A 21,989-nucleotide genomic window follows, 5' to 3' on the forward strand; every position below is an offset into this window, starting at 1 on the left:
CGGCTAGGCGGCTGTGTTCGACCGAAGCTGGGGAATGCCAGCAATCGAGATGCCCCGGCTAGTCACCATGAGTTCTGTCCCGACTCGCTTGACTGCGGCGGTGTAGTTCAAGTCGAACGAGTACTGAGGGAAGCCCTCGTAGAGGCTCTCGATCTGAGGAACGAGGTCGTAGGTGAGTACCCAAGGCTGTTCCAGTCCTCGCACGACCGTGGCCAGCGCTGCATGATCCTCGGCAGTGTAGAAGTTCGTATAGAGCCCCGACCCCTTGCCGAAGTACGGCGGATCGATGAAGTGCACAACCCGGTCGGTACGCTCGGCCATGCCGCGGAGGAAATCCTGTCCGTCCTCGCGAGTGATGGAGATCGAGCGCTTGTACCGTGCGATGCGCTCGATCTTCTCGATGATGACCTCTTTCTGGAACCGGCAGTCGAGCTTGTAGTCGCCCTCTTGGCTCATACCGCCGATGACGCCGCCCTTGATCACGCCCGACCGGTTGGTGCGGTTGAGAAACAGCGTGGCGAACGCCAACTCCAGGGAAGGCTCATCCTTCATCGCGCGATAGTTCTCGCGCTGTGCGAACCACTCATCCATGGTGATGGGGGTGTCATCGACGAGCCGCACAAGCTCGTCGGTGCGATTGAGCATCGCATCCCACAGAGAGTAGATCCCCGGGTCTATGTCGTTCAGTACGATCCGGCGCACGACGCCCTCGAACAGCAATGACAACGCCAAGCCGCCGCCGCCAGCGAACGGCTCGGCGTACGTGGTCTTACGGAGACCGTTGTCCATGAGTAGGGGCTGCGCGAGGCGGAAGAGAGCCGTCTTGCCGCCCGGGTATCGAAGGGGTGAGGGAGTAGAAGGCATAGCTATGAGTTCCGTCTGGAGCCGCGGGGTCAGACTGGGCTGATCGGGGGCTCGGCGTTGGAGGCGATGAAGGCCAAGATGGGCTCGATCTCGTCCCACTTGATAGTCAAAGTCTCCCACTCCGGGAAGGCCGATCCGTGCGCGACAAGGCCCAGGTAGAACGCGCTGTAGACGTACCCGGCCTCGGAAACTTGGCTCTTCAGCAAGCCCAGCGAGCTGTTCTCCGCCTTCGTCAGGGAAACATCACCGGCCTTCTTGTCCTTCTCGATCCGGGTCAGCACTCGATGGACGAGTAGGTGCAGCTTGTCGTGGTGCGAGATCTTCTCTTCTCGCGTCTCCAGGTAAGCAACGGTGACGGATTCGAGGAACACACGAACCATGAGCGCGGCGGACAGGGGTGAGTCCTTCCGGGCCTTGCGCAGTTCATCAAGAACGCGACGCAGCCGGTTGCTCCGCAGACTCGGCGTAAACGTGTCGGGGATCAGCTTGGGTCGCTTGCTGGGATGAGGCGGCTTCGCGCCGGGCTTGGGTGGCTCATTAGATCCCCCATCCTCGTCGTCGGGATCTTCCGTGGTCGAGCCTCCGCCACCAGTGCCGCCACTACCCGTGCCGCCACCTTCCTGTCCGGCAGGCTCGTTTTGGCCATCATCATCCAGATCAGCGTCCGTGATGGTCACGAGATGCTGTTCGGCGTACGTCTTCCGCTCACTGCTACTGGTCCGCGACGTAGCCCCGTTCGAGTGACTGATGATGTCTTGGAGAAGCTGCGCGAGGCGGCGGTCGAAGAGAGCTTGCGTTCCCAGGAACTTGAACTCCTCGTCCGCCCTGCCCGTGGTGATTCCGAGCCCGTGCGAGCGAACGAAGGGGTTCGAGACGAACCGGGTGATGGTCGTCAAGATCCCCTCGGAGTCCGCCTTGGTGACGATCCCCTTGTCCTGCGCATACTCCAGGAGCGCCAAGGCCAAGCCGTTACCCGTCTTGTCGCCGTACCGACGCGCGAGCTGCACCGTGTTCCAGGGGCGCGGACCGACCCCATTGCCAGGACCGGCGTGCTTGCGGTCGATCCACAGATCGGCCTCTTCCTTATCCTCAAAGACGATTAGCTCGATGCTGACGTTGTCGGGGTTGAAGGTCTTGTGTAGTCGATCAAACGACTTGCGTTCTTTCGAGGGAGCCAGGCTCGGATCGTGGAGGAGGATCAGTCCGCACAAGCGACGGTTTCCCTCCAAGATCGTGTAGCCACCCTCCGGCGCTGCGATGGCTCCGAACTTGTCGAGCGGGCTCAGTCCGTTGGAAGCGATGTCCCTGGCCAAGGCCAGCACGCTTTCCTTCTCCACGAGGTATTTGATGATGTCGCGGCGTGCCATGCCGGACTCGTGTCGCGGGTTGTCGGGATCGAGGTCCAGATCCGCAAGATCATCCCACTCGATAGTTACAAGTTCCGGCAAGGCTCCCCCAAGTCGTGTACGGCGCTAATTCTGGAAATCTAGCGGTCCGAGAAAGGATCCGGGGAAGCGCTCGCCGCCTTCATCCAGAATCCGCATGCCGACCTATCGGTACGACGGATCGTTCCGGTACGTTCCTGGTCATGACTTGGGTAGACGACATCTTCAACGCGGCGGCTGCGGCGAACGGCGGCGTAGTTCGGCGCTCTCTCGCGTCCGTGCATCAGTACGCATCGGTGCAGGAAGTGGTGGATGGGGCTCTCGCTCGTGGCTTTCACGTCATCGAGACCGGGGATCAGCTTGTTGTCCTGTGCCACACAGGCGGGATGACTGTTCTCTGCTGATCGAACGTCACGCTCGGTTGTAGCCGGGTCTCACTTCGCGGCGGCGATGTAGCGATAGACGGTCGGGGCGCTGACGCCCAGCGTCTTGGCGATATCAGCGACCTTCTCGCCCTCGTCGGAGAGGCGCACGGCCAGCGCCGCTTTCTTGTCGTCCAGGGCGCGAGGACGGCCCCCCACGCGTCCCTGCGCCTTGGCCTCGGCGAGCCCCGCTTTGGTGCGTCGCTGGATGAAGCGGCGCTCCATCTGAGCGAAGATCGCGAGGACACCCATCATCATCTCTCCAGCGTCTGTGGTGCTGTCCACGTTGTCGGCCAAGGCTCGCACGTGGATGCCACGGGCGCGAAGATCTGCGATGGTCATAATGACGTGTCCAGCGTCTCGACCCAGCCGGTCGAGTTCGGAGACCACAACCACGTCGCCCTCGGTGAGGTTTGTCATCATGCGGTCGAATTCGGGGCGACTGCGCTTCGCTCCGCTCTGAGCATGGTCGATGTAGAGCGCGTGACGATTGATGCCCTGCCCGTGGAGTGAGGTGAGCTGACGGGCCTCGTCTTGCTTGTCCGTGCTAACGCGGGCGTAACCCACAACGGTGCCGGTCGTGGTCGGTGCGGTGGTCTCGGGCATGTGTCGAGATTATCAATACTCGTGTTACGCAAGCAACCGCCCGCGTCAAGTTCCGGATACGAGTTTTGAGAGGTCTATCCTCGGCGTGTCGCGGTCGATCAGTCACTCGCTGCGGTTCTCAACAACTGATCGTTATTGGCGTCCGGTCCAGCTTGCTGTCGGGATCAGATGCCCCGCATGGGCTTCCCCCTCCAGGCCCCGCCCCAGTAGCCCGCCATGGTGTGGGGTCTCGCCGTCGTCGCATAGTCGCGGCAGGTGTCGAGGATGGGGCACGCGCTGCACACATTCTGCAACTGCCTGGTGAGTGCCACGCTGCGCCCGTCGCTGATGAACCTGCTGTCGTTTGCACACAACGGTGTCGTCGTGGCCAGGGCGTCCTGGAGAGCCGCCCATGCGTTCGCCGCGCTCATCGTCCAACGAAGGCCTGGCGTAGCTCGCGGAGCTGTGACGCCGGTAGGCCGACAAGCTCCAGCACCCCGCGCTCGGAGGACACGAGCACCTGGACGTGACCGGCGTGGTCGCTGGCATCGAGGTGAGCGACGACGGCCACGTGGCGACCGTCACGTGCGCGAGAGGTGCGCACGATCACATCCCGGGGAACGCGCACCTCGTCGTCACCGACCCTGATCCAGGGTCCGCTCGTGTCAGTGAACCGCGGGGCAACCAGCTTGGGCTCGCCCGCCCGGAGAAGGCCCTCCAGTGCTTCGGCGGGCGTCCGGGCGTCCTGAGGTCGGCGCGGCGCTGAGCGGGGCGCTGAGGGCTGCTGAGCGGGGGCTGCGGTGGGGACCGGCTGCGACTGCTGCGGCGCCCGTGAGTACCCGGGCGCGTTCAGCCCGCTGCTTCTGAACGGGTGGATTGTGCGAGCGTGCTTCGTTCTCATGGTCGTCGTCCTGTCAGTGGAAGGGACCGACCGGGCGCGGATTCCTTGACACCAGCCCATTGGTTAGGTGCGCCCGGTCGGTCGTAGAAAGGCCGGGGCGGCGGGAACTGAACCGCCGCCCCGGGGTGCTGGCGTCGGGGACCTAAACCCTCGGCCAACGGACCGCGGTGAGGAGACCGATCACCTGCCGCGGGGCTTTGTGTAGTTGTAGGACCGCGGTGGTTCAGGGGGACGCCTGAGCGGCGCGGAGGAGCTTGGCGAAGTGGTCGAGGCCCACGATGACGTAGCTCTCGGGGATGGGCCGCTCGGCGCGGTACTGCACGAACGCGCTCACCTCGGTGCCGTTCACCGCCCCCGCGCGACGGGCGCTGTCGAGGTCGTCGGCCAGGCGGTGCTGTAGGCGGCTGCTCACGTCGAGATGTACGCCCGGCAGCCCTTGGATGTCGGGCTCCAGCGCGGTCTCGAACGAGTCGCTGATGCGGCCCGCGTACGGCTTCGGCGTCGTCTCGAACCCCTCGGTCCCCAGGTAGCCACTCACGAGGTTGCGCACCGCGTGCGAAATCGCTCGATTGCGGTTCCCCGCCGCGCCGCTCATTCGCGGCCCTCGCTATACCCGCCGCGTTCCTGGGGTGCGTACGTCGAGGCCTGCCGGACTCCAGCCGCACGAATCCGGCCCTGCTGCTCCTCGGCGGCGCGCACGGAGGGATCAGTCGCCTTGTTCAGTGTCGTCGCCGTGTCCGGCGCGGCACCGAACCGGCGCTGTACCTCAGCGAGCGCGGCACGGCGTGCGTCTTCGGTCGGGAGCGCCCACGCCTCGCGACGAGCCTGCTCGCGGGCGACGCGCCATTCCGCCGAGCCGTAGGTCCACGGGTCGAGGTCGGCGGGCGCGGGGCCGGGTGCGAATCTGACTTCGCCATACTTCTCGATCTGAGCCTCGGGGTCGTGCACGAGCGCGACGCCGGAGTACTGGCCGAACCGATTCTTCGACAGTTCCAGCATCGCGTCTGTGATCGTGAACGTCTGGCCGCGCGTGAGGACGGTGCCGCCGTAGGGTCCACCTGTGGCGAGGGTTGTACCGGTGACGAGCGCGTGCACCTGCTCACCGGCACGAGGCAGACGAAGGGGCGCCGACGAGGCGGCGCTCGGCGTCGTGGGGGTCGAGGTGTCCAGGGCGGCCACGGCCTCGCGCGCCTCGCGCAGACGGCGCTCGCCGATGGTCTCGGTGCTCATGATGCGATCTCATTTCTCGAATCGGTTCGGGCCTGGGCTCGGAGGTCGTCGGCGACCAAAGGGCGGTGCATCCGGTCCAGCTCAGCGGCGATGCGCTCGGCCACCTCGGGATCGTGACGAGCTAGGCGGTAGACGGCTGCGGTCACGTCCCGGAACGCCGCCCGGAGCTGAACCTCGGCCTCGCTGGTCTCGCCCATGGCGGTAAGCATGCCCAGCGCCCTCACCTCGGCGTCCCCGGCTCGGATGACGACGGTGTGGTCGCTGCTCGCCAGCGCGGCCAGGGCCGTCTCCCTCGCCCGCTGGGCTGCGTCTACGATGCGTGCGGCGATTGTGGTGGCGTCGAGGCCCGTCACGCGCTCCACGGCATCCTGGAGCTGCGCTGGGAGGTGGCCTGCCTGGATGTGGTGGCGGAGCGAATCCCTGCCAGGTGCCCCGGACTGTCGGGCAATGCGGGAAATCGGCGTCCCGCTGGCCAACGCGCTCTCGACCGCGGTGCGCTGCGGCGACGGCAGTGCGCAGACGGCGCAAGGGCGTCCACGGCGGGCGGGTGCGTCGGTCATATCAGGGATATCGACCGCTACCGGCGTTCGACGCGATCCAGCGTCGGAACGTGCTGGAGAGAGTCCAGGTGGGGCGCGTTACGCGCTAACCGCGCTCCCGAAGAGCTCGCCTCATCCGATCCACGGTGCTCGGGGAGCGGCCCAGTGTCCGAGCCTGCGCGGCCACGGTCAGCCCGTCCAGTGCTGCAAGTGCGTCCAGATCATGGTCGGTCCACGAGGGGCGGCGCTTGGACGTACGGCCTCCCTTGGCCCCGCGCCGCCTCATTTCCAGAATCCAATCCGGAGACCAGTTGTCTAGCGCGTAACGCGCACAAGATCGGGCCACACTCTCAATCGCCCGCTCGCCGTCCAAGTAGGTCTGGCGCACTCGGGAGGGCTCGCGCACGTCGCCGTACTCCTGGACGTAGACGAGAGGCCAGCACTGCTGCTCCAAGTAGCGCTCCAGCGCCAGCACGAGCAGATCGTGCTCGGGAGGCTCCAGGCCGTCACGGCATCGGTCGTTCAGCACACGGCGGCTAAGGCGACGGAGGTGGAGCCGAACCACGTCGAAGAGGTCGGCCTGTCCACGACGGCGGAAGGGGCGACGCATCGCCTTGCGGTTGCGTCGGGCCGCACGAGCTGCCACAAGGTCCACGACGAGGGCGTCGATCTCCTCATCCCTATACGCCCTGGAAGGTCGTAGGTTATCTGACGTGCTCAGCGGGTACTGAGTCGCGCTAACCGATGTGCGCTTATCTGACGCGTTCGCACTACCCGGCCAGACGCGCATCTCGGCCAGCGTGAGCTTCCGTGAACGTCGCGCGGTAACCGGCGTCGGGTCCGGGTAGGCGAGGAGTTCGTCGAGGGTGAGGTCGTCGAGTACGCTCATCGAGAGACATTCCTATGACCGCCTCAGTCCCTGCCAGGACGGGGCGGTCTTCTCATGCCCCGGACGGATGAGCAGATCGTACCTCAGGTTGAGAACGGCCGCTGACCTGGGGTTTATTAGTGCGCGTCACGCGCTAACGCTGTGATCAGCGTTCTCCCCGGGGCCGCGTTGGTGGTCATGCAGGTCTCACTCCCCTATGAAACGAATCCCGAAGTGCTCCATCTCAGCTTCTACCGCCTCAATCTCGCGGATGATCGCTGTCAGCTCGTCCTCGACGTCCTCGCCGTGATCGGAGTGGAGTAGTTCCTTCCGCCTTCTCGTGAGGAAAAGATGACGCGCTTGGAGATCGCTCAGTCGCGTCTTCTTGGAGAACCCAACGGGTGCCCCGTTCCTCATCCGTGCGTCTATTCGCGCGACCTGACGACTCAATTGGTCGATTGCTTCCGCCACAGCCTCGCCCCGCTCGCCGCCGCCCGAAGCCGATGAGATCACCGAGAACTGACCATACGCAGACAGCGGGTTGCGAGACTGATTTGGGTTCTCGTCTAACCATGCCGCCGATTTGGCTAGGCCGCTCCGAGCCTTGTCAACCGACTCCGGATCAGAAAGGTCGTAGAAGATCACCCGCTGATCGACCACGTCGAACGGTACCTTCTGTCCCTCCTGCATGAGGTGGATCACAGGCTTCTGATACCCGTGCGCTACGGCGAGTTCGTAGAACACGTTCGGGTTGTGGTCCGTGAGGTCGGCAACGATGAGATCCGACTCCACGATGCGCCCGATCACTTGGGTCGTTATCGAGTCTGGCGACGTCTCCTCGTCCGCCCGCACTACCTCCCAATCGGGCGCGGTGAACGCCTTCTTCACGATGTAGTCGAGCGTGTGCCGATACCGCCGATGCTCGGCAGTGCCCGGAGAACCAATCGGAGAGATCACAAAGATCGAGCGCGTCGTCACTCCCTGAGTATGTCGCACTCGTCATATGCGGCGTTGACTTTCTGACCACGCTGAGATCAGCCACTACCCGAACATGTTGTCCCTGCGACCCGGGATCGATGCCCAGCAACGCTGCCTGCCGGAGGAAGTGCGCGCTATGCGCGAACGATGTCCACCGCGTTGTGCGCCGCCTTGTCTAGGGCGACACTCAGAAATCCCCTATACGAGGTTTTGCGCACGAGCACCCAGCCGGGGACGTCACCGCGATCGTCCTCACGGAGGGTTCGGCGGATGGCGGCATGGGCCGCCTGGCGGGAAGCACGCATGCTTCTCCTCTCTCTCAGGGTCAGATCCCCAGGCGCAGCATGACGATGCCGGGGAAGACGGCGAACGCAGAAGTACACTTACGGGCATGACGACTGCCGCGCTGTATACGCGTATCTCCCGGGACTCTGAGAAGGTCGGGAAGGGCGTCGCACGGCAGCGCCGGGAGTGCACCGAGCTTGCCGACCGGCTCGGGATCAAGATCGTCGCGTCCTACGAGGACAACGACATTTCGGCATCACGGTACGCCACCCGTCACCGCCCCGAGTTCAAGCGCATGCTCGCCGACGCGGAGGCGGGCAAGTTCGACGTACTCCTCGCGTGGGACCTCGACCGCCTCATCCGCCTTCCCGCGGACGGTGAGAAGCTGATCGACCTCAACTCGCAGGCGGGTATCAACATCCGCACGGTCAGCGAGTCCATCGACCTGACCACCGCGAACGGTCGCCTCTTTCTGCGCATCAAGGTCGATGTCGCGGCGCACGAGTCGGAGCACAAGAGCGACCGCATCAAGGCGTCACACCGTGACCGCATCCTCGACGGGAAGCCGATCAGCGGGCGGACCCCCTTCGGGTGGAAGCGGGGCGGGCTCGAACTCGAACCCGCCGAGGCGGCGCTCGTGGCCGAAGGCGTCGCCGCCCTACTGAGCGGTGCATCCGTGACCTCGATTGCCCGGGAGTGGAATCAGCTTGAGCGGTTCGGGCGCGTTGATAAGCGCGAGGACGACACCGACGAGGAGAAGGTGTCCAAGCCGTGGGTTACCGCCTCGGTGAAGAAGACCCTGCGGCGGTGGCGGAACGCCGGTGTGCTCGAATCGAACGGGGAACCTCTCGACGGCCCCTCGCAGATCACCCCGATTGTCTCCCGCGCGGACCTCGAAGCCGTGCGCGCGAAGCTCGAACTACAGCCCTCCGACACCGGGCGACCGCTCGCGAAGTCGTGGCTCTCCGGCGTCCTGGTCTGCGAGGTGTGCGGCGAGAAGATGCTCCCCAGGAAGGACTACTACCAATGCTCCGTTTCGACTGAGCGCAAACGGGCCGCAAGCGACACCGCTCGTCACTGCGCTGTGAAGAAGAGCATCGCAGAGCACCAGGTCATGATGGCGCTGTACGCGGAGGCGAACGAGCGCGCCCGTGCGGGCGGCGTGGAGCCCGCAGACGTGGCGAAGGTCCGGCAGATCGAGGCTGACCTTCTCGAAGCCCAGCAGGACCGCGCAGAGTTCACGGGGCTTCTCTTCGTGAAGGGCGTAGACCGCCGGATGGTCGAGGCGCGCCTCGCGGAGCTTGACAGCACCATCACCGCGCTTGAGCGGGCGCGCATCGAGAACCGCACGGCCTCCAGCGAAGCGGCACGCATCGCCGAACTCATGCAGGGCGACCTCTCAGGGAACACCTTCACCGGAGCCTGGATCGACTACTTCGGCTCGCTCACGGTCGAGGAGAAGCGCGACCTCGCCCGCGCCCTACCGACGATTACCGTCCGCTCGGGCGGCAAGGGGCCTGGTCGGGTGGACATCCCCGGGCATCCCTACCTCGATCCCGCGAAGATCGGGACGCACCTCCCGCCGCGCGAGCCCCGCCCGAGCATCCGCGTCCTCAAGGGTGCCGATCTTCTCGAATAGTTCGCACGGAAATGGGCATTGTTTGCGATACAATTTCCGCGGCTGACCGGGACTTTTCTTATTGACATGGTGCGGGGCGTGCCCTACTGTGGAGCTTGTCGCCGGATCGGCTCCCATGATCCGATGACGAGGCCCCGGGACTCCCTGCCCGGGGCCTTGCCCTTTTCTTCGACAACTCCACAGAGGAATCAGAACCGTAGTGCCCGCAGCACGCGGAGCTTCCGCAGGCCGTCGAGGTCGCAGCGGATCGCGGCGAACCGAGTACGCGCGGCCCATGCTCTGAGTTCGAGAGAACTCATCGTGCCCCTCTCGGGTTTCGCGTCTGTTGTGGGGTAGTGATGCAGTGGCCCATCCAGCGCACCTGACTTCCTCAACCTCAAGCATCGTCCGCGAGCATCCTGAAACGAAGACCGCGCCAAACGTTCGCCTGCGCCGGCACGGCGGCCGTGAGGTTAGCCCCAAAGCGGTGCGAGAGCGTGAGCGACTGGGTGCGGCGCTTCTCCTTCTTGACGCCGTTCTTCTCAGCGAGTTCGTGTGCGCCGAGCCGAGCCGAGAACGTGGCATCCGTCCACGTCTGGCGACCGCTGTCCGCGAGCCAGCCCGAGAAGTCCTCGTACACCTCTTTGGAAAGTGCCGCCGCGGCGGGGTCAAATACGAGGCGAGCATTCGCGTACGCGAGGATCAGATCGGCGTCCTCACGCCATGCCTGCGTGTCCGCTACGACTGACGCGGGCATGCCCGTGAAGGTGCGGTCTCGTCCGTACCAGCGCATCGCGCCGCGCACGAGCCAGGCCAGAACAGCTCGCCGATTCTCGGGGCTCTTTAGGCGTTCGCGCAGACCGGGGTCCCCCGGGCGATCATGGATCGAGAGAACGCGCTCCCCCGGACCGATGAATCGATATGGGAAACGCACCAATGCGAGGCGGCGCCACGTGCCGTGATCGGTCTCAGCGACCTGGGGCACGTAGTTGGAGTTGACGAACAGCGAGTGCGTGGCATCGAACGTTACGAAGTCTCCCCGCATAGGCCGCGCAGTGATCTGCTCCGTTCCCACAAGATCCTTGAGGCGCTTCGTGGGAAGGTGCTTCCCCTCGGGCAGTTCCTCAACCACCGCGAGCCGCAGACCGCGCAGGGTCATCTGGTCGGTCGGGTGATCGGACGAGTTGCCTGTTAGCGCCTTCTCGGGAATGAGCCCCGCATAGTCACCAAGCGCTGACTTGATCCCGTTTTCCAGGGTGGACTTCCCGTTCGAGCCGCCGCCCTGCTGGATCACGAGCAAGTCGTCGGGGGCCATGTGGCCTGTCGCAGCCTGTCCATATCTTTCCTGGAGCCATTCGCGCACGTCCTCAGGCACCGCCTCGAGGGCCGCGCTCCAATCATCTGAGCGAGCCGTCAGGCTGAAATCAACATCGGTGAACTTAGTGAACCGGTATCGCGGGTCGTGATCGCGCAGGGTGCCGGTGCGTAGATCTACGATTCCGTTCTGCACGTTGAGCAGATCCGGGTGCGCGTCGAAGGTCGACGAATCCACCGCGAGCAGGCCCCGCAGGAAGTAAAGGACGTTCGCAGCTTTCTGCTTGTGGAGCAGAACTACGGCCCGCTTCACCGATTCCGCTTTGAGGTTCGGATCCGCGGTGTCGTGGGTGAAGATGGCACGCAGTTCTTGACGGACGACCTCGACCGCATCGGGTTCGCGTTTACGCGCCCATACTCGCTCATCCCAGATCAGCCATTCGCCTTCGACGTACGCGACAAACGTGTCTAGCGCGGGCCTACCGGTGCCGGTGTATGCGATCTCAAGCCCATCTACGATTCCGCCGTGCGCAAGATGCTCAGCAAGTACGGCGTCGTCGTATGACTGCGCAGACAGGCGCGCGAGAGCGGTTGAGGCGGTGGCGCGTAGCGCCGTCTCGTGCGCGCCTATCGCGGCGGTTGCACTCGTGCACGCGGGCTCAATCCGCACGGGTAGGTCATCAGGAGTTGACATTTCATGGTCCTCTTATAAATGCACCGAGGCCCCTCTGTCCGGTCCAGGGAAGTTGAGGGGCCTCGTTTAGAGAAGGTAAAATGTCTCATCTACATTGTAACAGACGTGACGACCCTGGACCAGGAGATTAGGTCGGAATGTCACCGTAAGGTTAATGCGGACCGGAGGCCTTAATGTTACCACAGATCGTCGTTCACTATATGTAGCGGTCGAATTGCGACATATACCCCAGGAACTCGTCGCGTTGAGCGGCGCGGGCGGCGTGACGGGTGTGACGGGCACCTTCGTTGACCATCTATAGCGTCTCCCTGAACAGAGGAACGACAAGCGCCGTCACAGCCGTCACGGCCTTAGTGCATGTAGATATTGAGGCCACTTCTTTGGTGGCCGCACTCTTGCGCGCGTTTATATAATGGATACACGCGCAGGAATAGGGCCGCCCCAGGCAGATCAGGACGCCAGCGATACGCGCTTCACTGATCATTCCGCCGCGAACGGCGCTAGGAACGCCGGAGGTGGTTACACGCGTGATGCCCTACGAAGGATTACACCCAACGCGGTGCCTACGGACAACGCCCTACTGAGGCGAGAGCAGGAACATTGCGACTCTGTAGACCGCTAGCCCGCCGAGTACTCCTTCCTTATCCCGAAGGACACCACGCAGGAGTTTCGACACAAAGAAGATGCGGACCGCCTCCCACGCGACCCACCTAGACGCTCACCAATTCGCAGCGGTCAATCCACCGAGCAAGGATGCTCAGCGTCGCAAGCTGCTCCAGCGCTTCCTGACGCTCCATGTCTTCAGTCGAGTGCGTTGCAGGGTTGCGAATTGCCAGGAAGACACCCTGACTCAGGTTGAGGATGCCCTGACGCATCGCCTTCACCGTGAGGTCGGAGTCCGCCCCAGGCCACCGAAGGCGGGGCTTATCTGGCTCAGGAGCCTTTTCTGAAAACGTCTGTTGCATGAGCACTGTGTCGGAGACATCGTGCCTCCCGACGCGATCTTGGATGTCGGCGTTGAGCATCGTGGCTGCGCGCTGCACTGCTGCGGAGAAGTGCCCAACTTCCCAGTGCTTCGACGCTGCCTGCCAGATGATCGGGTGCAGCGCGTCCGCCTTCATCGTGGGTGCCGGGCTCCCCAAGATCGCTCGCGTCTCAGAGTCCGTCCGAAGCTTTCCGAGTGCATACTCTGCCTCACGTATGCCCGAACCGACGTAGTACTCATCCTCATACAAGGCACCGACAAGCAGGTCGGGAAGCACGCTCGAACCCTGTACGGCTGCGAGGACACGTCGGGTCTGGTCCTCCCGCGCTTGCAGTGCTTTGAACCCGGGCGATTGCGGCGAGAGGGCACCATCGTAACCGCCCGACGCCCGCTTCGCCGTGTCGACCCACCATTCGAGAACCTCGATCGCGCGCTCTACATCCACATTCTCAGGCTACCGAGCGGAGAAGCCATCTGTGGTCGTGGGGTTCGCACGCGGGGGCATGACGACCTATCGCTGAAGCCGCGCCCCCATGGGCGCTCATAGTGTCGAGAGCACCCGATACAGGGTCGCTTGCGAGATGTGTGTCATGCGAGCGATGTCCGCGCGGCTGTGATCGCCGGATGCAAGGAGCTTCTTGATCGTGGCGAGCTTCTTGGCGTCCACGACCGAAGGACGCCCACCCACCCTCCCTTTAGCCCTGGCAGCGTCAAGTCCGGCGCGAGTGCGCTCCACGATGGTGTCGCGTTCGAGTTGCGCGAACGCCGCCATAATCGTGAGCATGGCCTGACCCATCGGTCCGCTGGTGTCGATCTTCTCGGTGAGCGAGTGGAGCGTCGCGCCCTTCTCAGTGATCCGCTGCACAGCCTCCAGCACGTTCATCGTGCTGCGCCCGATGCGATCGAACTTCCAGACAACAACTTCGTCGCCGGGTTCGAGGCGGTCGAGTAGGGCATCCCACTGGGGACGCGAGGCCAGGGTGCCGGAAATGCCCTCATCGGCGTACACGCGCTTGATGCCGTCCACCTTCGCGATTGCGTCTCGCTGGAGGTCAGCGTTCTGATCACGGGTGCTGGTGCGGACGTAGGCGAACTTAGTCATGGGTCGATACTCTCATAACTCAACTCGCAGAACAATAGGTAACGAGAGATAGTTTTGAGCGCATCGAATCCACCCCGTTCGAATGGATCAGGGCACTCTCACCCAGCCATCAGTTTTGAACGTTTGCGGGAACCTACAAGAACGGCCCGGTAGTGGCTTAGATGACCGCAGGCGTCAGCGAACGCGCTTCGCGCTCCCACGCCTGCGTTGCCATCTGCACGGCATCCCAGGGGGAGCCGAGCGGGGGCGTGTAGGAAAGGTCGAGATCGCTCATCGCGGCGACGGTCATGCCGTGGTGCAGGGCGGTGGCGTAGGTGTCGACGCGCTTGGAGATCTCCGCGCCGCGGGTGCCGACGAGCTGCGCGCCGAGGAGGCGGCCGTCGCGGCTGTCTCCGGTGATGCGGATGCTGATCGGGGTGGCGCCCGGGTAGTAGCGCTTGTGGTCGTCCGCGATCGCAGTGTGGCTGTGCGGGGCGTGGCCGGCGGCAATGGCTTCGTGGTCGCGGAGGCCGGTGCGGGCGGCCACGACGTCGAACACCTTCACGACCTGGGTGCCGAGGCTGCCGGCGAACCGGGCGTCGCCGCCGATGGCGTTCTCTCCGGCGACGCGTCCTTGCTTGTGCGAGGTCGTGCCGAGCGGGAGGTAGGTGACTCCGAGGAGGCGGTGGTGGGTGACCACTCCGTCGCCAGCTGCCCACACGTTGGGCAGGCCGGTGCGCATCTGCTCGTCGACGACGACCGCACCTCCGGCTCCCGTGCTCGCGCCCGCGGCGGTGAGAAGGCTCGTGTTCGGGCGGACGCCGACCACGACAAGCACGAGGTCTGCGCTACGGGAGAAGGCGTCACCGTCGCGGCTGCCGGTGACGGTGAGCCGGCCGGCGTCACGGGTGACGGCCTCGACACAAGTGTTCGTGATGACGTCGACGCCGTGGCGGGTGAGTTCGTCGCGGACGAGGGAACCCAGTTCGGGGTCGAGGGTGGAGAGAACTTCGGCGCCGCGCTGGAGCTGGGTGACGTGGAGGCCACGGACGGTGAGCGCTTCGGCCATTTCGAGGCCGACGTAGCCGGCGCCGACGATGATCGCGGTTTCGGGCTGGTGCGCGTCGAGGTAGCGCTCCAACGCGAACGTATCGCCCATCGAGTGCAGCAAGTGCACACCGTCGGCTGGGCCGAGCTGGTCAAGGCCCGCGATGCCGGCAGTCGAGGGCGAAGCTCCGGCGCCAACCATGAGTTCGTCGTAGGCGATCGTTGATTCGGTGCCGTTGGCGGCGCGGACGGTGAGCTTGCGGCCGTCGACGTCGATGTCGGTGGCCAGGGTGTCCAGGTGCAGGTTCATGCCGGCGGCTTCGAGGTCGGCGTGCGTGCGGTGAGCGAGGGACTGCCAGGGCTGCACTTCGCGGGAGAAGTAGTACGGGATGCCGCAGATGGAGAAGTTGGGATAGGAGTCGGCCACCACGACGGTGACGTCGACAGAGGGGTCGAGTTCGCGGGCGCGTAGGGCGGTGGAGATTCCGGCGTCGCTTCCGCCGATTGCTACGAGGTGCATGGGGGCCTTTCAGGACGTGGTTTCGGGTTACGTGAGGACCACGACCTCGCCCGCGGTGCGGGCGGCGGCCGGGTAGAACACGAGGAGCAGAGCGAGCCCCATACTGGCGCCGACAAGTGGCGCGAGGATGAACGGGGCCACGGATGCGGGCGCAATGCCGGCGAATTTGTTGGTGACCATGCAGACGATGATCACGGCGGGGTTCGCGAACGACGTGGAGCTGGTGAACCAATAGGCGGCGCGGCACGCCTTTTCGATGTAGCTCGTACCCGCGGAGCCCCTCCCGACAACGATCGTTTGGGGGCCTTCGCATCATCAGCTGGCTCGCGTTCACCCAGCGTTCACATAGAGCGTCTTCTATGTGTATCGGATAGAGACCCATCTATCTGACCTGCCCCGCACCGGGCGGTCCCGTTGCCCCTCGTCGGGCACGAAGGAAAGCGCACCCGTGACCAAGACCACAGCTAAGTTCGCTGCCGTTGCGACCCTCGCAGCCGCGGCCATCGCTCTGAGCGCCTGCGGCGGGCAACCCGCAGCGGGCGGATCCACTGAGAGCGGCGGCGCTGGTGGCGCCGGCGGCTCGGTGATCACCGACGGATCGTCCACTGTCGCTCCGCTGACGGAAGCCGCCGCGGACCTGTTTCGGGAGGAAGACTCCTCCGTCAACGTCTCCGTCGCCACCTCAGGCACCGGCGGTGGGTTCAAGGCGTTTTGCGCCGACGAGACTGACATCTCCAACGCCTCCCGCCCGATCAAGGATGAGGAAGCGGCCGAGTGCGAGGCGAACGGTGTTGAGTTCACCGAGATCGTCGCGGCGAACGATGGCCTCTCGGTGATCATCAACCCGGAGAACGATTGGGCTACCGATCTGACGCTGGAGCAGGTCGCGAAGATCTGGGCGCCGGAATCCGAGGGCGTCGTCACGAGCTGGGCTGATGTGGACCCCAGCTTCCCCGACGTGCCGCTCACCCTGTTCGGGGCGGGCACCGACTCGGGCACCTTCGACTACTTCACTGAAGAGGTCAACGGGGAGACCGGCGCCATCCGCACTGACTACAGCCCGTCAGAGGACGACAACATCACCATCCAGGGCGTTGCCGGCGACCAGGGCGCGATCGGGTTCCTCGGGTTGAGCTACGTCGAGGAGAACGAGGGCGCCATCGTCGCCGCGTCGATCGACGGTGTGTACCCCAGCACGGAGACCGTGCAGGACGGCACGTACACCCCGCTGGGTCGCCCGCTGTTCATCTACGTGAAGAACGCGGCGTACACCGACAAGCCCCAGGTGAAGGAGTTCGTCGACTTCTACGTCGCGAACTCGGCGAAGATCTCCGAGCTTGCTCTGTTCGTGCCGCTGACCGAGGAGCAGATCACCACCGCGCAGGAAGAGCTCGCCTCGCTCGGTTGAGCGAGACCCGCTTCTGCGGAGTCATTTCATGACCGCTGTCACTGAGAAGGTGGGGGGTTCGAGGGTAACCTCGGGCCCCCCGCCCCGCACCCAGTTCGCTGGCAAGCGACGCGTCGGGGAATCGATCATCAAGCTGGTGCTGCGACTGGCGGCGACGCTCACGATCATCACCACGGCCGGCATCCTCGTCGCTCTCCTGATCCCCTCGCTGTCGTTCTTCGCCGAAGTCCCGGTGATGGATTTTCTCTTCGGAGACCGATGGGCGCCCCGATTCGCTGACGCCTCTTTCGGCGTCTTGCCCTTGGTCACCGCGACCGCATGGACGACCGTGATCGCGCTGCTGGTGGCCGTGCCGTTCGGGCTCGGAGCGGCCATCATGCTGGCCGAGTACGCGAAGCCTCGGACCCGCAAGGTGCTCAAGCCAGTCTTGGAAGTTCTTGCTGGGGTTCCCACCGTCGTTTACGGATTCTTCGCGCTCCAGTTCGTGCAGGCGACTGTGCTGCGCGAATGGCTGCAACTGCCGACTGGAGCCTTCAGCGTGCTAGCGGCAGGTCTCGTCATGGGGGTCATGATCATCCCCACGATCGCGTCCATCTCCGAAGACGCCATGTCTGCTGTGCCGACCTCTCTGCGCCAAGGCAGCGCGGCACTGGGCGCGAACCGCATGCAGACCACCCTGCGTGTCGTCTTCCCCGCCGCGCTCTCCGGCATCGTCGCGGCAATCGTCCTAGGCGTCTCTCGCGCTGTGGGCGAGACGATGATCGTCGCGATCGCCGCCGGCAGCCAAGCCCGCATTGTGACCAACCCGCTCGAGCAAGGGCAGACGATGACCGGCTTCATCGCGAACGCCGCGCTCGGCGACTCTCGCGTCGGGAGCCTCGAGTACAACACGCTGTTCGCCGTTGGACTGCTGCTGTTCCTGGTCACCCTGCTGATGAACTTCATCAGCATCCGCTTCGTCCGCCGTTTCCGGGAGGCCTACTGATGTCGACCGCCACACCGATCAACCCCAGGCCCCATGTGAAGCCCGCGGTACCGCTGGCAACGGGCACCCCGGGCGATCGCAAGCCCGGCCCCCTCATCTTCCTCATCCTGCTGTGGCTGTCACTGCTCATCGCTTTCGGCGTGCTGGCCACCCTTATCGTCACGATCCTGATGGACGGATGGGGAAAGCTGTCGATCCAGTTGTTCACCAACTACCCGTCCGCCACACCCGAAACAGCAGGCGCCCGGCCGGCGATCCTCGGATCGGCGTGGGTCATCGCCGCAACCGCGGTACTCACCCTCCCGTTGGGGATCGCTGCGGCCATCCACCTGGAAGAGTTCGCCGATAAGAAGCGGTGGTTCAACCGCCTCATCGAACTCAACGTGCAGAACCTGGCCGCGGTACCGGCGATCATCTACGGCCTCCTGGCGTTGGGGTTCCTCAGCCTGCTGCAGGTGCAGAACAAGAACATCGTCATCGGCGGCGCACTGGCACTTTCGCTGCTGATCCTGCCCGTCATCATCATTTCCACACGCGAAGGGCTGCGTTCAGTCCCGCGCGAGATCCGGGACGCATCCCTAGCGCTGGGCGCGACGCCGTGGCAAACGGTGTGGCGGCAAGTGCTGCCTGCCTCGGTTCCAAGCATCGCAACGGGCTCCATCCTCGCCCTCTCCCGCGCACTCGGTGAGGCGGCACCGCTCCTGGTGCTTGGCGCGCTGGTCTACATCACCTTCGACCCGAACGGGCTGATGAGCGGGTACACCACCTTGCCGATTCAGATCTTCAACTGGACCGGCCGCCCCCAGGCTGGGTTCCACGAACTGGCAGCCGCCACCAGCGTGCTGCTGCTGGGCGTCCTGCTGCTCATGAACGCCCTAGCCATCTTCATCCGCAACAAGTACCAGAAACGGTGGTAGCCATGAGCACCCCTCCCGTTGCCGCGTCCAACGACACCCCGCACCCCCAGTTCCACCCGCAAGTTGGCCGCCGCCCCGTGTTTGACACCCCGACCGGGCTGCTCCGGTGCGAGAACGTCGACGTCTACTACGGCGACTTTCGAGCCGTCACCGACGTCAACCTCAGTTTCGGTAAGAACGAGATCACCGCGCTCATCGGTCCCTCCGGCTGCGGGAAGTCGACGCTGCTGCGATCGCTGAACCGCATGAACGACCTCGTCGACGGTGCACGCGTCGACGGGCAGGTGCTGTTCCAAGACGACGACATCTACGCCAAAAACGTCGACCCGATCGAGGTGCGCCGGCGAATCGGAATGGTCTTCCAAAAGCCCAACCCCTTCCCCAAGTCGATCTACGACAACATCGCCTACGGGCCGAGGGTCACTGGCATGAAGGTGTCAAACATGGACGATCTGGTCGAAGAAGCGCTCACCAAAGCAGCCTTGTGGGGCGAGGTCAAAGACAAGCTCAAGCAGTCCGCGTTCGGTCTCTCCGGCGGACAGCAACAGCGTCTCTGCATCGCACGCACAATCGCCGTTAAACCCGACGTGATCCTGATGGACGAGCCGTGCTCCGCGCTCGATCCGATCGCGACCATGCGCATCGAAGACCTGATGAACGACCTACGCCGCGAATACACGATCATCATCGTCACGCACAACATGCAGCAAGCTGCACGTGTGGCCGACCGCACGGCCTTCTTCACCGCCCTCGCCGATGACACGACGGGCGACCGCACCGGGGTGCTCGTCGAGTACGCACCCACCTCTCAGATCTTCGAACACCCGAAAGATCAGCGCACCGAGGACTACATCAGCGGCAGGTTCGGATGACGACCCCGGCAGGGGCGGTCGTGGGGAGTATGCGGGTGATCGTGCTCGCACCCGACACGACCGCGGTCCGCGGCACGATGGCCGAGTTCCGCCACTTCGGGGTGAGCCTGGTGGTGAAGACCGACATCCTCGCCGCGCTGACGGAACTCGTTCATGACCCGATGGCTGTCATCGTCGTCTCATCGGAGATCCCCTGCCAAGACACCGCCGACGTGCTCGATCTCGCGGTCGCAACGTGCAGGTCCGCCGTCCTGTTCGGCCTGCACCCGTCCACGCCGACCGCTGCAGTATCGAGGGCGCTAACCGCGGGTGTCCGTGGCGTGATCGAGCTGCCCGTCACGCCTGAACGACTCACTCACACTCTTCGCTCCGTCCCCACCGCGCCCAGCAATGCTCCCGGCGAGGTTTCGGTGGGTGACCTCAGGATCGACGTGGGCCGCCATCTTGTACAGCTACGCGACGCTGTGGTTCCCACCACGCCCCGCGAGTTCGATGTGCTGCTGGCATTGGCGACCTCGTACCCGGGGATGGTGAGTCTGAGTGAACTCGCCGACCGTCACGGTAGCGGCGCCGACCCGTACGCGTCGGTGCGCGTCGTAATCGCCCGGCTGCGAACGAGGTTTGCGCAGCTGGCAGGCGTGCCCCGTGAGTCGGTGATCGCAACGCAACGCGGTATCGGCTACCGATTGGCCGCGTGAGCGCCGACGCCCATCTCGTTCAGCAGCCGCTCCACGTGCCCGCGGATCCGGTCTCGCACCTGCCGCAACCCATCGTCATCGAGCGCGAGAGGGTCCTCGAGGCTCCAGTCCATGTAGCGGCGGCCGGGGTAGACCGGGCACGCGTCGCCGCACCCCATCGTGACGACAAAGTCAGCTGCCTGAACCACCTCATCCGTCAGCGGCTTCGGGAAGTCGTCTACGAGCGGCACCCCAACCTCGGCCAGGGCTTCGATCACTCGCGGATGGACTTCGTCCGCGGGCGCTGATCCGGCCGTGCGGACATGCACAGCATCACCAGCGAGGTGCCGCAGGTACGCTGCGGCGATCTGTGATCGTCCGGCGTTCTGAACGCATACGAAGAGCACTTCCGGAGTGCCTCGCAGCGTCAGGCCGGTCGCCGAAGCGAGGGCGTCCAGCCGGTCCGCTGCGTATCGCGCTGTCAGGGTGGGGAGGTGGGTACGTACCCGGGCGCGTTGGCTGAGCAGCAGGTAGCTCTCCACCACGTACTGCGACACTGTTTCTTCGCTGAACGTCGATGCGAACCGATAGGACAGGTCTCGGGCGACCGTCGCGATCTGCGTGGGCAGTGCCGCTAGCGCCGGCTGAGCGGGGCGTGTGTTGGGGAGGGCCGGGACGCCATCCCCGAGTAGCCGCCCGAAACGCACCCACGACTCGGCAGGGAGGAGGTACTCGCCGGCCTCTTTCCGAACGATCCCTACCGTTTGGAGTCGGTTCAAAGCATCCTGCATGTCGCCGGCGGCAATGTGGAGCAGAGCGGGGATGTGCGCAAGGGGCGCATTGGCTGCGACGGCACTCAAGACTCGCAGTGCGAGCAGGTCACCGAGCACGGCTGCTTGTGCGGCGCGCGCCTGTGCGTCCTCGGCACCCAGGGGGCGCCCCACACGGTGGCTGCCCCTCTCGGTCATCGCAGAAGATCCTCTATGGCTGCGCGGCGCGACGGTTCGAGGGACAGCCACACGTACTTTCCTTGAGGTTCACGTGTGAGCAGTCCGTCTTCGACGAGGATCCGCACATGGTGGGTCACAGTGGGCTGTCGAAGTTTCAGAGCCTCCGTGAGCTGCTGCACCGTGGCGCGCCCATCTTCCGAGTCCAAGATCACGCTCAAGAGCTGTAGTCGCGTGGGGTCAGCCACCGCTCGCAACGTTCGCGCCAGCTCCTCGGCAGCGGACCGCTTCAGCGGCGCACCGTCGCTCGAGGGGCCGGGCACCGAGGAGATCATCCAGCAACGATATCCGATAGACCTTTATCTATAAGTCAGCTTCCGGGAGGCGTGGACGATCCGGTGCGCCACAGCTCTTTCTAGAGAGCTGTGGCCGCCGCAATAGGCCCGTTCTATTCGCGAAAGGGTTACACGAGCTCGCTCACGAGCTGCTGGATTCGCGCCTGGATGTCGTCGCGGATGGGACGAACCGCGTCGATACCCTGGCCGGCGGGGTCGTCGAGCTTCCAGTCCTCGTAGCGCTTGCCGGGGAAGAAGGGGCATGCGTCGCCGCATCCCATGGTGATGACGACGTCGGATGCCTGCACGGCCTCGGTGGTGAGGACCTTGGGCTGCTCGGCGGTGATGTCGATCCCGAGCTCAGCCATCGCCGCGACGGCAGTGGGGTTGATCTGGTCGGCGGGCATGGACCCGGCGGAGCGGACCTCGATGCGGTCGCCGGCGATGTCGCGGAGGAATCCTGCGGCCATCTGCGAGCGGCCGGCGTTGTGGACGCAAACGAAGAGAACGGAAGGCTTGGTTTCGGTCATGA

General features: G+C 64.6%; 23 protein-coding genes. 6 read left to right on the forward strand and 17 right to left on the reverse strand.

Going from position 1 to position 21,989, the window contains the following annotated elements:
* Positions 1 to 3: 3 nt before the first annotated feature.
* The 9 genes from PUW82_RS10305 to PUW82_RS10340 all read right to left on the reverse strand — a co-directional run bounded on the left by PUW82_RS10305 (position 4) and on the right by PUW82_RS10340 (position 7,772).
* Positions 4 to 864: a DNA adenine methylase gene (locus PUW82_RS10305; RefSeq protein ID WP_274222199.1), complete on the reverse strand. Its 861-nt coding sequence runs from the start codon at positions 862 to 864 to the stop codon at positions 4 to 6.
* A 29-nt stretch (positions 865 to 893) separates the two neighbouring features.
* Entirely contained in the window at positions 894 to 2,231 is a 1,338-nt protein-coding gene (locus PUW82_RS10310) for a hypothetical protein (protein ID WP_274222200.1), read from the reverse strand.
* Positions 2,232 to 2,683: 452 nt separating this feature from the next.
* Complete coding sequence (locus tag PUW82_RS10315) at positions 2,684 to 3,277, reverse strand: recombinase family protein (protein WP_274222201.1); 594 nt, start codon at positions 3,275 to 3,277, stop codon at positions 2,684 to 2,686.
* 164 nt (positions 3,278 to 3,441) lie between these two features.
* On the reverse strand, positions 3,442 to 3,687 hold the full coding sequence (locus PUW82_RS15130; protein ID WP_420792746.1) for a WhiB family transcriptional regulator: 246 nt from the start codon (positions 3,685 to 3,687) through the stop codon (positions 3,442 to 3,444).
* A 693-nt stretch (positions 3,688 to 4,380) separates the two neighbouring features.
* Positions 4,381 to 4,752 (reverse strand): hypothetical protein, encoded by a 372-nt coding sequence (locus PUW82_RS10320; protein ID WP_274222202.1) that lies wholly within the window; start codon positions 4,750 to 4,752, stop codon positions 4,381 to 4,383.
* Positions 4,749 to 5,387 (reverse strand): hypothetical protein, encoded by a 639-nt coding sequence (locus tag PUW82_RS10325; protein WP_274222203.1) that lies wholly within the window; start codon positions 5,385 to 5,387, stop codon positions 4,749 to 4,751. The genes PUW82_RS10320 and PUW82_RS10325 overlap by 4 nt, the downstream gene beginning before the upstream one ends.
* Positions 5,384 to 5,749 (reverse strand): cytochrome P450 family protein, encoded by a 366-nt coding sequence (locus PUW82_RS10330; RefSeq protein WP_274222204.1) that lies wholly within the window; start codon positions 5,747 to 5,749, stop codon positions 5,384 to 5,386. Before PUW82_RS10330 ends, PUW82_RS10325 begins: the two co-directional genes overlap by 4 nt.
* 283 nt (positions 5,750 to 6,032) lie before the next feature.
* The gene (locus tag PUW82_RS10335) at positions 6,033 to 6,815 is read right to left on the reverse strand and encodes a helix-turn-helix domain-containing protein (protein ID WP_274222205.1); all 783 of its coding nucleotides are present in this window, start codon (positions 6,813 to 6,815) and stop codon (positions 6,033 to 6,035) included.
* Between the two features lie 186 nt (positions 6,816 to 7,001).
* The gene (locus PUW82_RS10340; RefSeq protein WP_274222206.1) at positions 7,002 to 7,772 is read right to left on the reverse strand and encodes a hypothetical protein; all 771 of its coding nucleotides are present in this window, start codon (positions 7,770 to 7,772) and stop codon (positions 7,002 to 7,004) included.
* Between the two features lie 391 nt (positions 7,773 to 8,163).
* On the opposite strand from PUW82_RS10340, the gene PUW82_RS10345 reads away from it, so the two are divergent.
* Positions 8,164 to 9,696, forward strand: a complete 1,533-nt coding sequence (locus PUW82_RS10345; protein ID WP_274222207.1) for a recombinase family protein — start codon at positions 8,164 to 8,166, stop codon at positions 9,694 to 9,696.
* Positions 9,697 to 10,072: 376 nt separating this feature from the next.
* Here PUW82_RS10345 and PUW82_RS10350 read toward each other — a convergent pair whose 3' ends face one another.
* From PUW82_RS10350 to PUW82_RS10370, 5 genes are all read right to left on the reverse strand, one after another.
* Positions 10,073 to 11,683, reverse strand: coding sequence for a DNA primase family protein (locus PUW82_RS10350; RefSeq protein ID WP_274222208.1), 1,611 nt, complete (start codon positions 11,681 to 11,683; stop codon positions 10,073 to 10,075).
* 710 nt (positions 11,684 to 12,393) lie between these two features.
* The gene (locus PUW82_RS10355; RefSeq protein ID WP_274222209.1) at positions 12,394 to 13,113 is read right to left on the reverse strand and encodes a TIGR02391 family protein; all 720 of its coding nucleotides are present in this window, start codon (positions 13,111 to 13,113) and stop codon (positions 12,394 to 12,396) included.
* Between the two features lie 96 nt (positions 13,114 to 13,209).
* The gene (locus tag PUW82_RS10360; RefSeq protein WP_274222210.1) at positions 13,210 to 13,770 is read right to left on the reverse strand and encodes a recombinase family protein; all 561 of its coding nucleotides are present in this window, start codon (positions 13,768 to 13,770) and stop codon (positions 13,210 to 13,212) included.
* A gap of 157 nt (positions 13,771 to 13,927) precedes the next feature.
* Positions 13,928 to 15,316: an FAD-dependent oxidoreductase gene (locus PUW82_RS10365; protein ID WP_274222211.1), complete on the reverse strand. Its 1,389-nt coding sequence runs from the start codon at positions 15,314 to 15,316 to the stop codon at positions 13,928 to 13,930.
* 27 nt (positions 15,317 to 15,343) lie between these two features.
* Positions 15,344 to 15,496, reverse strand: coding sequence for a hypothetical protein (locus tag PUW82_RS10370; RefSeq protein ID WP_274222212.1), 153 nt, complete (start codon positions 15,494 to 15,496; stop codon positions 15,344 to 15,346).
* A gap of 268 nt (positions 15,497 to 15,764) precedes the next feature.
* On the opposite strand from PUW82_RS10370, the gene PUW82_RS10375 reads away from it, so the two are divergent.
* The 5 genes from PUW82_RS10375 (at position 15,765) to PUW82_RS10395 (ending at position 20,196) form a co-directional block, all read left to right on the forward strand.
* Complete coding sequence (locus tag PUW82_RS10375; protein ID WP_274222213.1) at positions 15,765 to 16,724, forward strand: PstS family phosphate ABC transporter substrate-binding protein; 960 nt, start codon at positions 15,765 to 15,767, stop codon at positions 16,722 to 16,724.
* 28 nt (positions 16,725 to 16,752) lie between these two features.
* Positions 16,753 to 17,709 carry a phosphate ABC transporter permease subunit PstC gene (gene pstC / locus PUW82_RS10380; RefSeq protein WP_274222214.1) on the forward strand — a complete coding sequence of 319 codons (957 nt, stop codon included), beginning with the start codon at positions 16,753 to 16,755 and terminating at the stop codon, positions 17,707 to 17,709.
* A complete protein-coding gene (gene pstA, locus PUW82_RS10385) occupies positions 17,709 to 18,626 on the forward strand; it encodes a phosphate ABC transporter permease PstA (protein ID WP_274222215.1) in 918 nt (305 codons plus the stop codon). The genes pstC and pstA overlap by 1 nt, the downstream gene beginning before the upstream one ends.
* 98 nt (positions 18,627 to 18,724) lie before the next feature.
* A complete protein-coding gene (gene pstB / locus PUW82_RS10390; protein ID WP_274222949.1) occupies positions 18,725 to 19,498 on the forward strand; it encodes a phosphate ABC transporter ATP-binding protein PstB in 774 nt (257 codons plus the stop codon).
* A 35-nt stretch (positions 19,499 to 19,533) separates the two neighbouring features.
* A complete protein-coding gene (locus PUW82_RS10395) occupies positions 19,534 to 20,196 on the forward strand; it encodes a winged helix-turn-helix domain-containing protein (protein ID WP_274222216.1) in 663 nt (220 codons plus the stop codon).
* On the opposite strand, the gene PUW82_RS10400 is transcribed toward PUW82_RS10395, so the two are convergent.
* The 3 genes from PUW82_RS10400 to PUW82_RS10410 all read right to left on the reverse strand — a co-directional run bounded on the left by PUW82_RS10400 (position 20,178) and on the right by PUW82_RS10410 (position 21,987).
* Positions 20,178 to 21,143: an arsenate reductase ArsC gene (locus PUW82_RS10400; RefSeq protein ID WP_274222217.1), complete on the reverse strand. Its 966-nt coding sequence runs from the start codon at positions 21,141 to 21,143 to the stop codon at positions 20,178 to 20,180. The genes PUW82_RS10395 and PUW82_RS10400 overlap by 19 nt on opposite strands.
* Complete coding sequence (locus tag PUW82_RS10405) at positions 21,140 to 21,457, reverse strand: ArsR/SmtB family transcription factor (RefSeq protein WP_274222218.1); 318 nt, start codon at positions 21,455 to 21,457, stop codon at positions 21,140 to 21,142. The genes PUW82_RS10400 and PUW82_RS10405 overlap by 4 nt, the downstream gene beginning before the upstream one ends.
* 128 nt (positions 21,458 to 21,585) lie before the next feature.
* Entirely contained in the window at positions 21,586 to 21,987 is a 402-nt protein-coding gene (locus PUW82_RS10410) for an arsenate reductase ArsC (RefSeq protein ID WP_274222219.1), read from the reverse strand.
* Between the last annotated feature and the right edge of the window lie 2 nt (positions 21,988 to 21,989).

Source organism: Microbacterium thalli, from assembly GCF_028737325.1.
In the GTDB taxonomy this organism is placed as follows: domain Bacteria; phylum Actinomycetota; class Actinomycetes; order Actinomycetales; family Microbacteriaceae; genus Microbacterium; species Microbacterium thalli.

Coding starts and splice junctions, on each gene's coding strand:
- PUW82_RS10315 (WP_274222201.1), bottom strand. CDS start 3,277: ATGCCCGAGACCACCGCACCGACCACGACCGGCACCGTTGTGGGTTAC.
- PUW82_RS10320 (WP_274222202.1), bottom strand. CDS start 4,752: ATGAGCGGCGCGGCGGGGAACCGCAATCGAGCGATTTCGCACGCGGTG.
- PUW82_RS10370 (WP_274222212.1), bottom strand. CDS start 15,496: ATGGTCACCAACAAATTCGCCGGCATTGCGCCCGCATCCGTGGCCCCG.
- pstA (WP_274222215.1), top strand. CDS start 17,709: ATGTCGACCGCCACACCGATCAACCCCAGGCCCCATGTGAAGCCCGCG.
- pstC (WP_274222214.1), top strand. CDS start 16,753: ATGACCGCTGTCACTGAGAAGGTGGGGGGTTCGAGGGTAACCTCGGGC.
- PUW82_RS10360 (WP_274222210.1), bottom strand. CDS start 13,770: ATGACTAAGTTCGCCTACGTCCGCACCAGCACCCGTGATCAGAACGCT.
- PUW82_RS10325 (WP_274222203.1), bottom strand. CDS start 5,387: ATGAGCACCGAGACCATCGGCGAGCGCCGTCTGCGCGAGGCGCGCGAG.
- PUW82_RS10365 (WP_274222211.1), bottom strand. CDS start 15,316: ATGCACCTCGTAGCAATCGGCGGAAGCGACGCCGGAATCTCCACCGCC.
- PUW82_RS10405 (WP_274222218.1), bottom strand. CDS start 21,457: ATGATCTCCTCGGTGCCCGGCCCCTCGAGCGACGGTGCGCCGCTGAAG.
- PUW82_RS10335 (WP_274222205.1), bottom strand. CDS start 6,815: ATGAGCGTACTCGACGACCTCACCCTCGACGAACTCCTCGCCTACCCG.
- PUW82_RS15130 (WP_420792746.1), bottom strand. CDS start 3,687: ATGAGCGCGGCGAACGCATGGGCGGCTCTCCAGGACGCCCTGGCCACG.
- PUW82_RS10410 (WP_274222219.1), bottom strand. CDS start 21,987: ATGACCGAAACCAAGCCTTCCGTTCTCTTCGTTTGCGTCCACAACGCC.
- PUW82_RS10345 (WP_274222207.1), top strand. CDS start 8,164: ATGACGACTGCCGCGCTGTATACGCGTATCTCCCGGGACTCTGAGAAG.
- PUW82_RS10310 (WP_274222200.1), bottom strand. CDS start 2,231: ATGGCACGCCGCGACATCATCAAATACCTCGTGGAGAAGGAAAGCGTG.
- PUW82_RS10305 (WP_274222199.1), bottom strand. CDS start 864: ATGCCTTCTACTCCCTCACCCCTTCGATACCCGGGCGGCAAGACGGCT.
- PUW82_RS10350 (WP_274222208.1), bottom strand. CDS start 11,683: ATGTCAACTCCTGATGACCTACCCGTGCGGATTGAGCCCGCGTGCACG.
- PUW82_RS10400 (WP_274222217.1), bottom strand. CDS start 21,143: ATGACCGAGAGGGGCAGCCACCGTGTGGGGCGCCCCCTGGGTGCCGAG.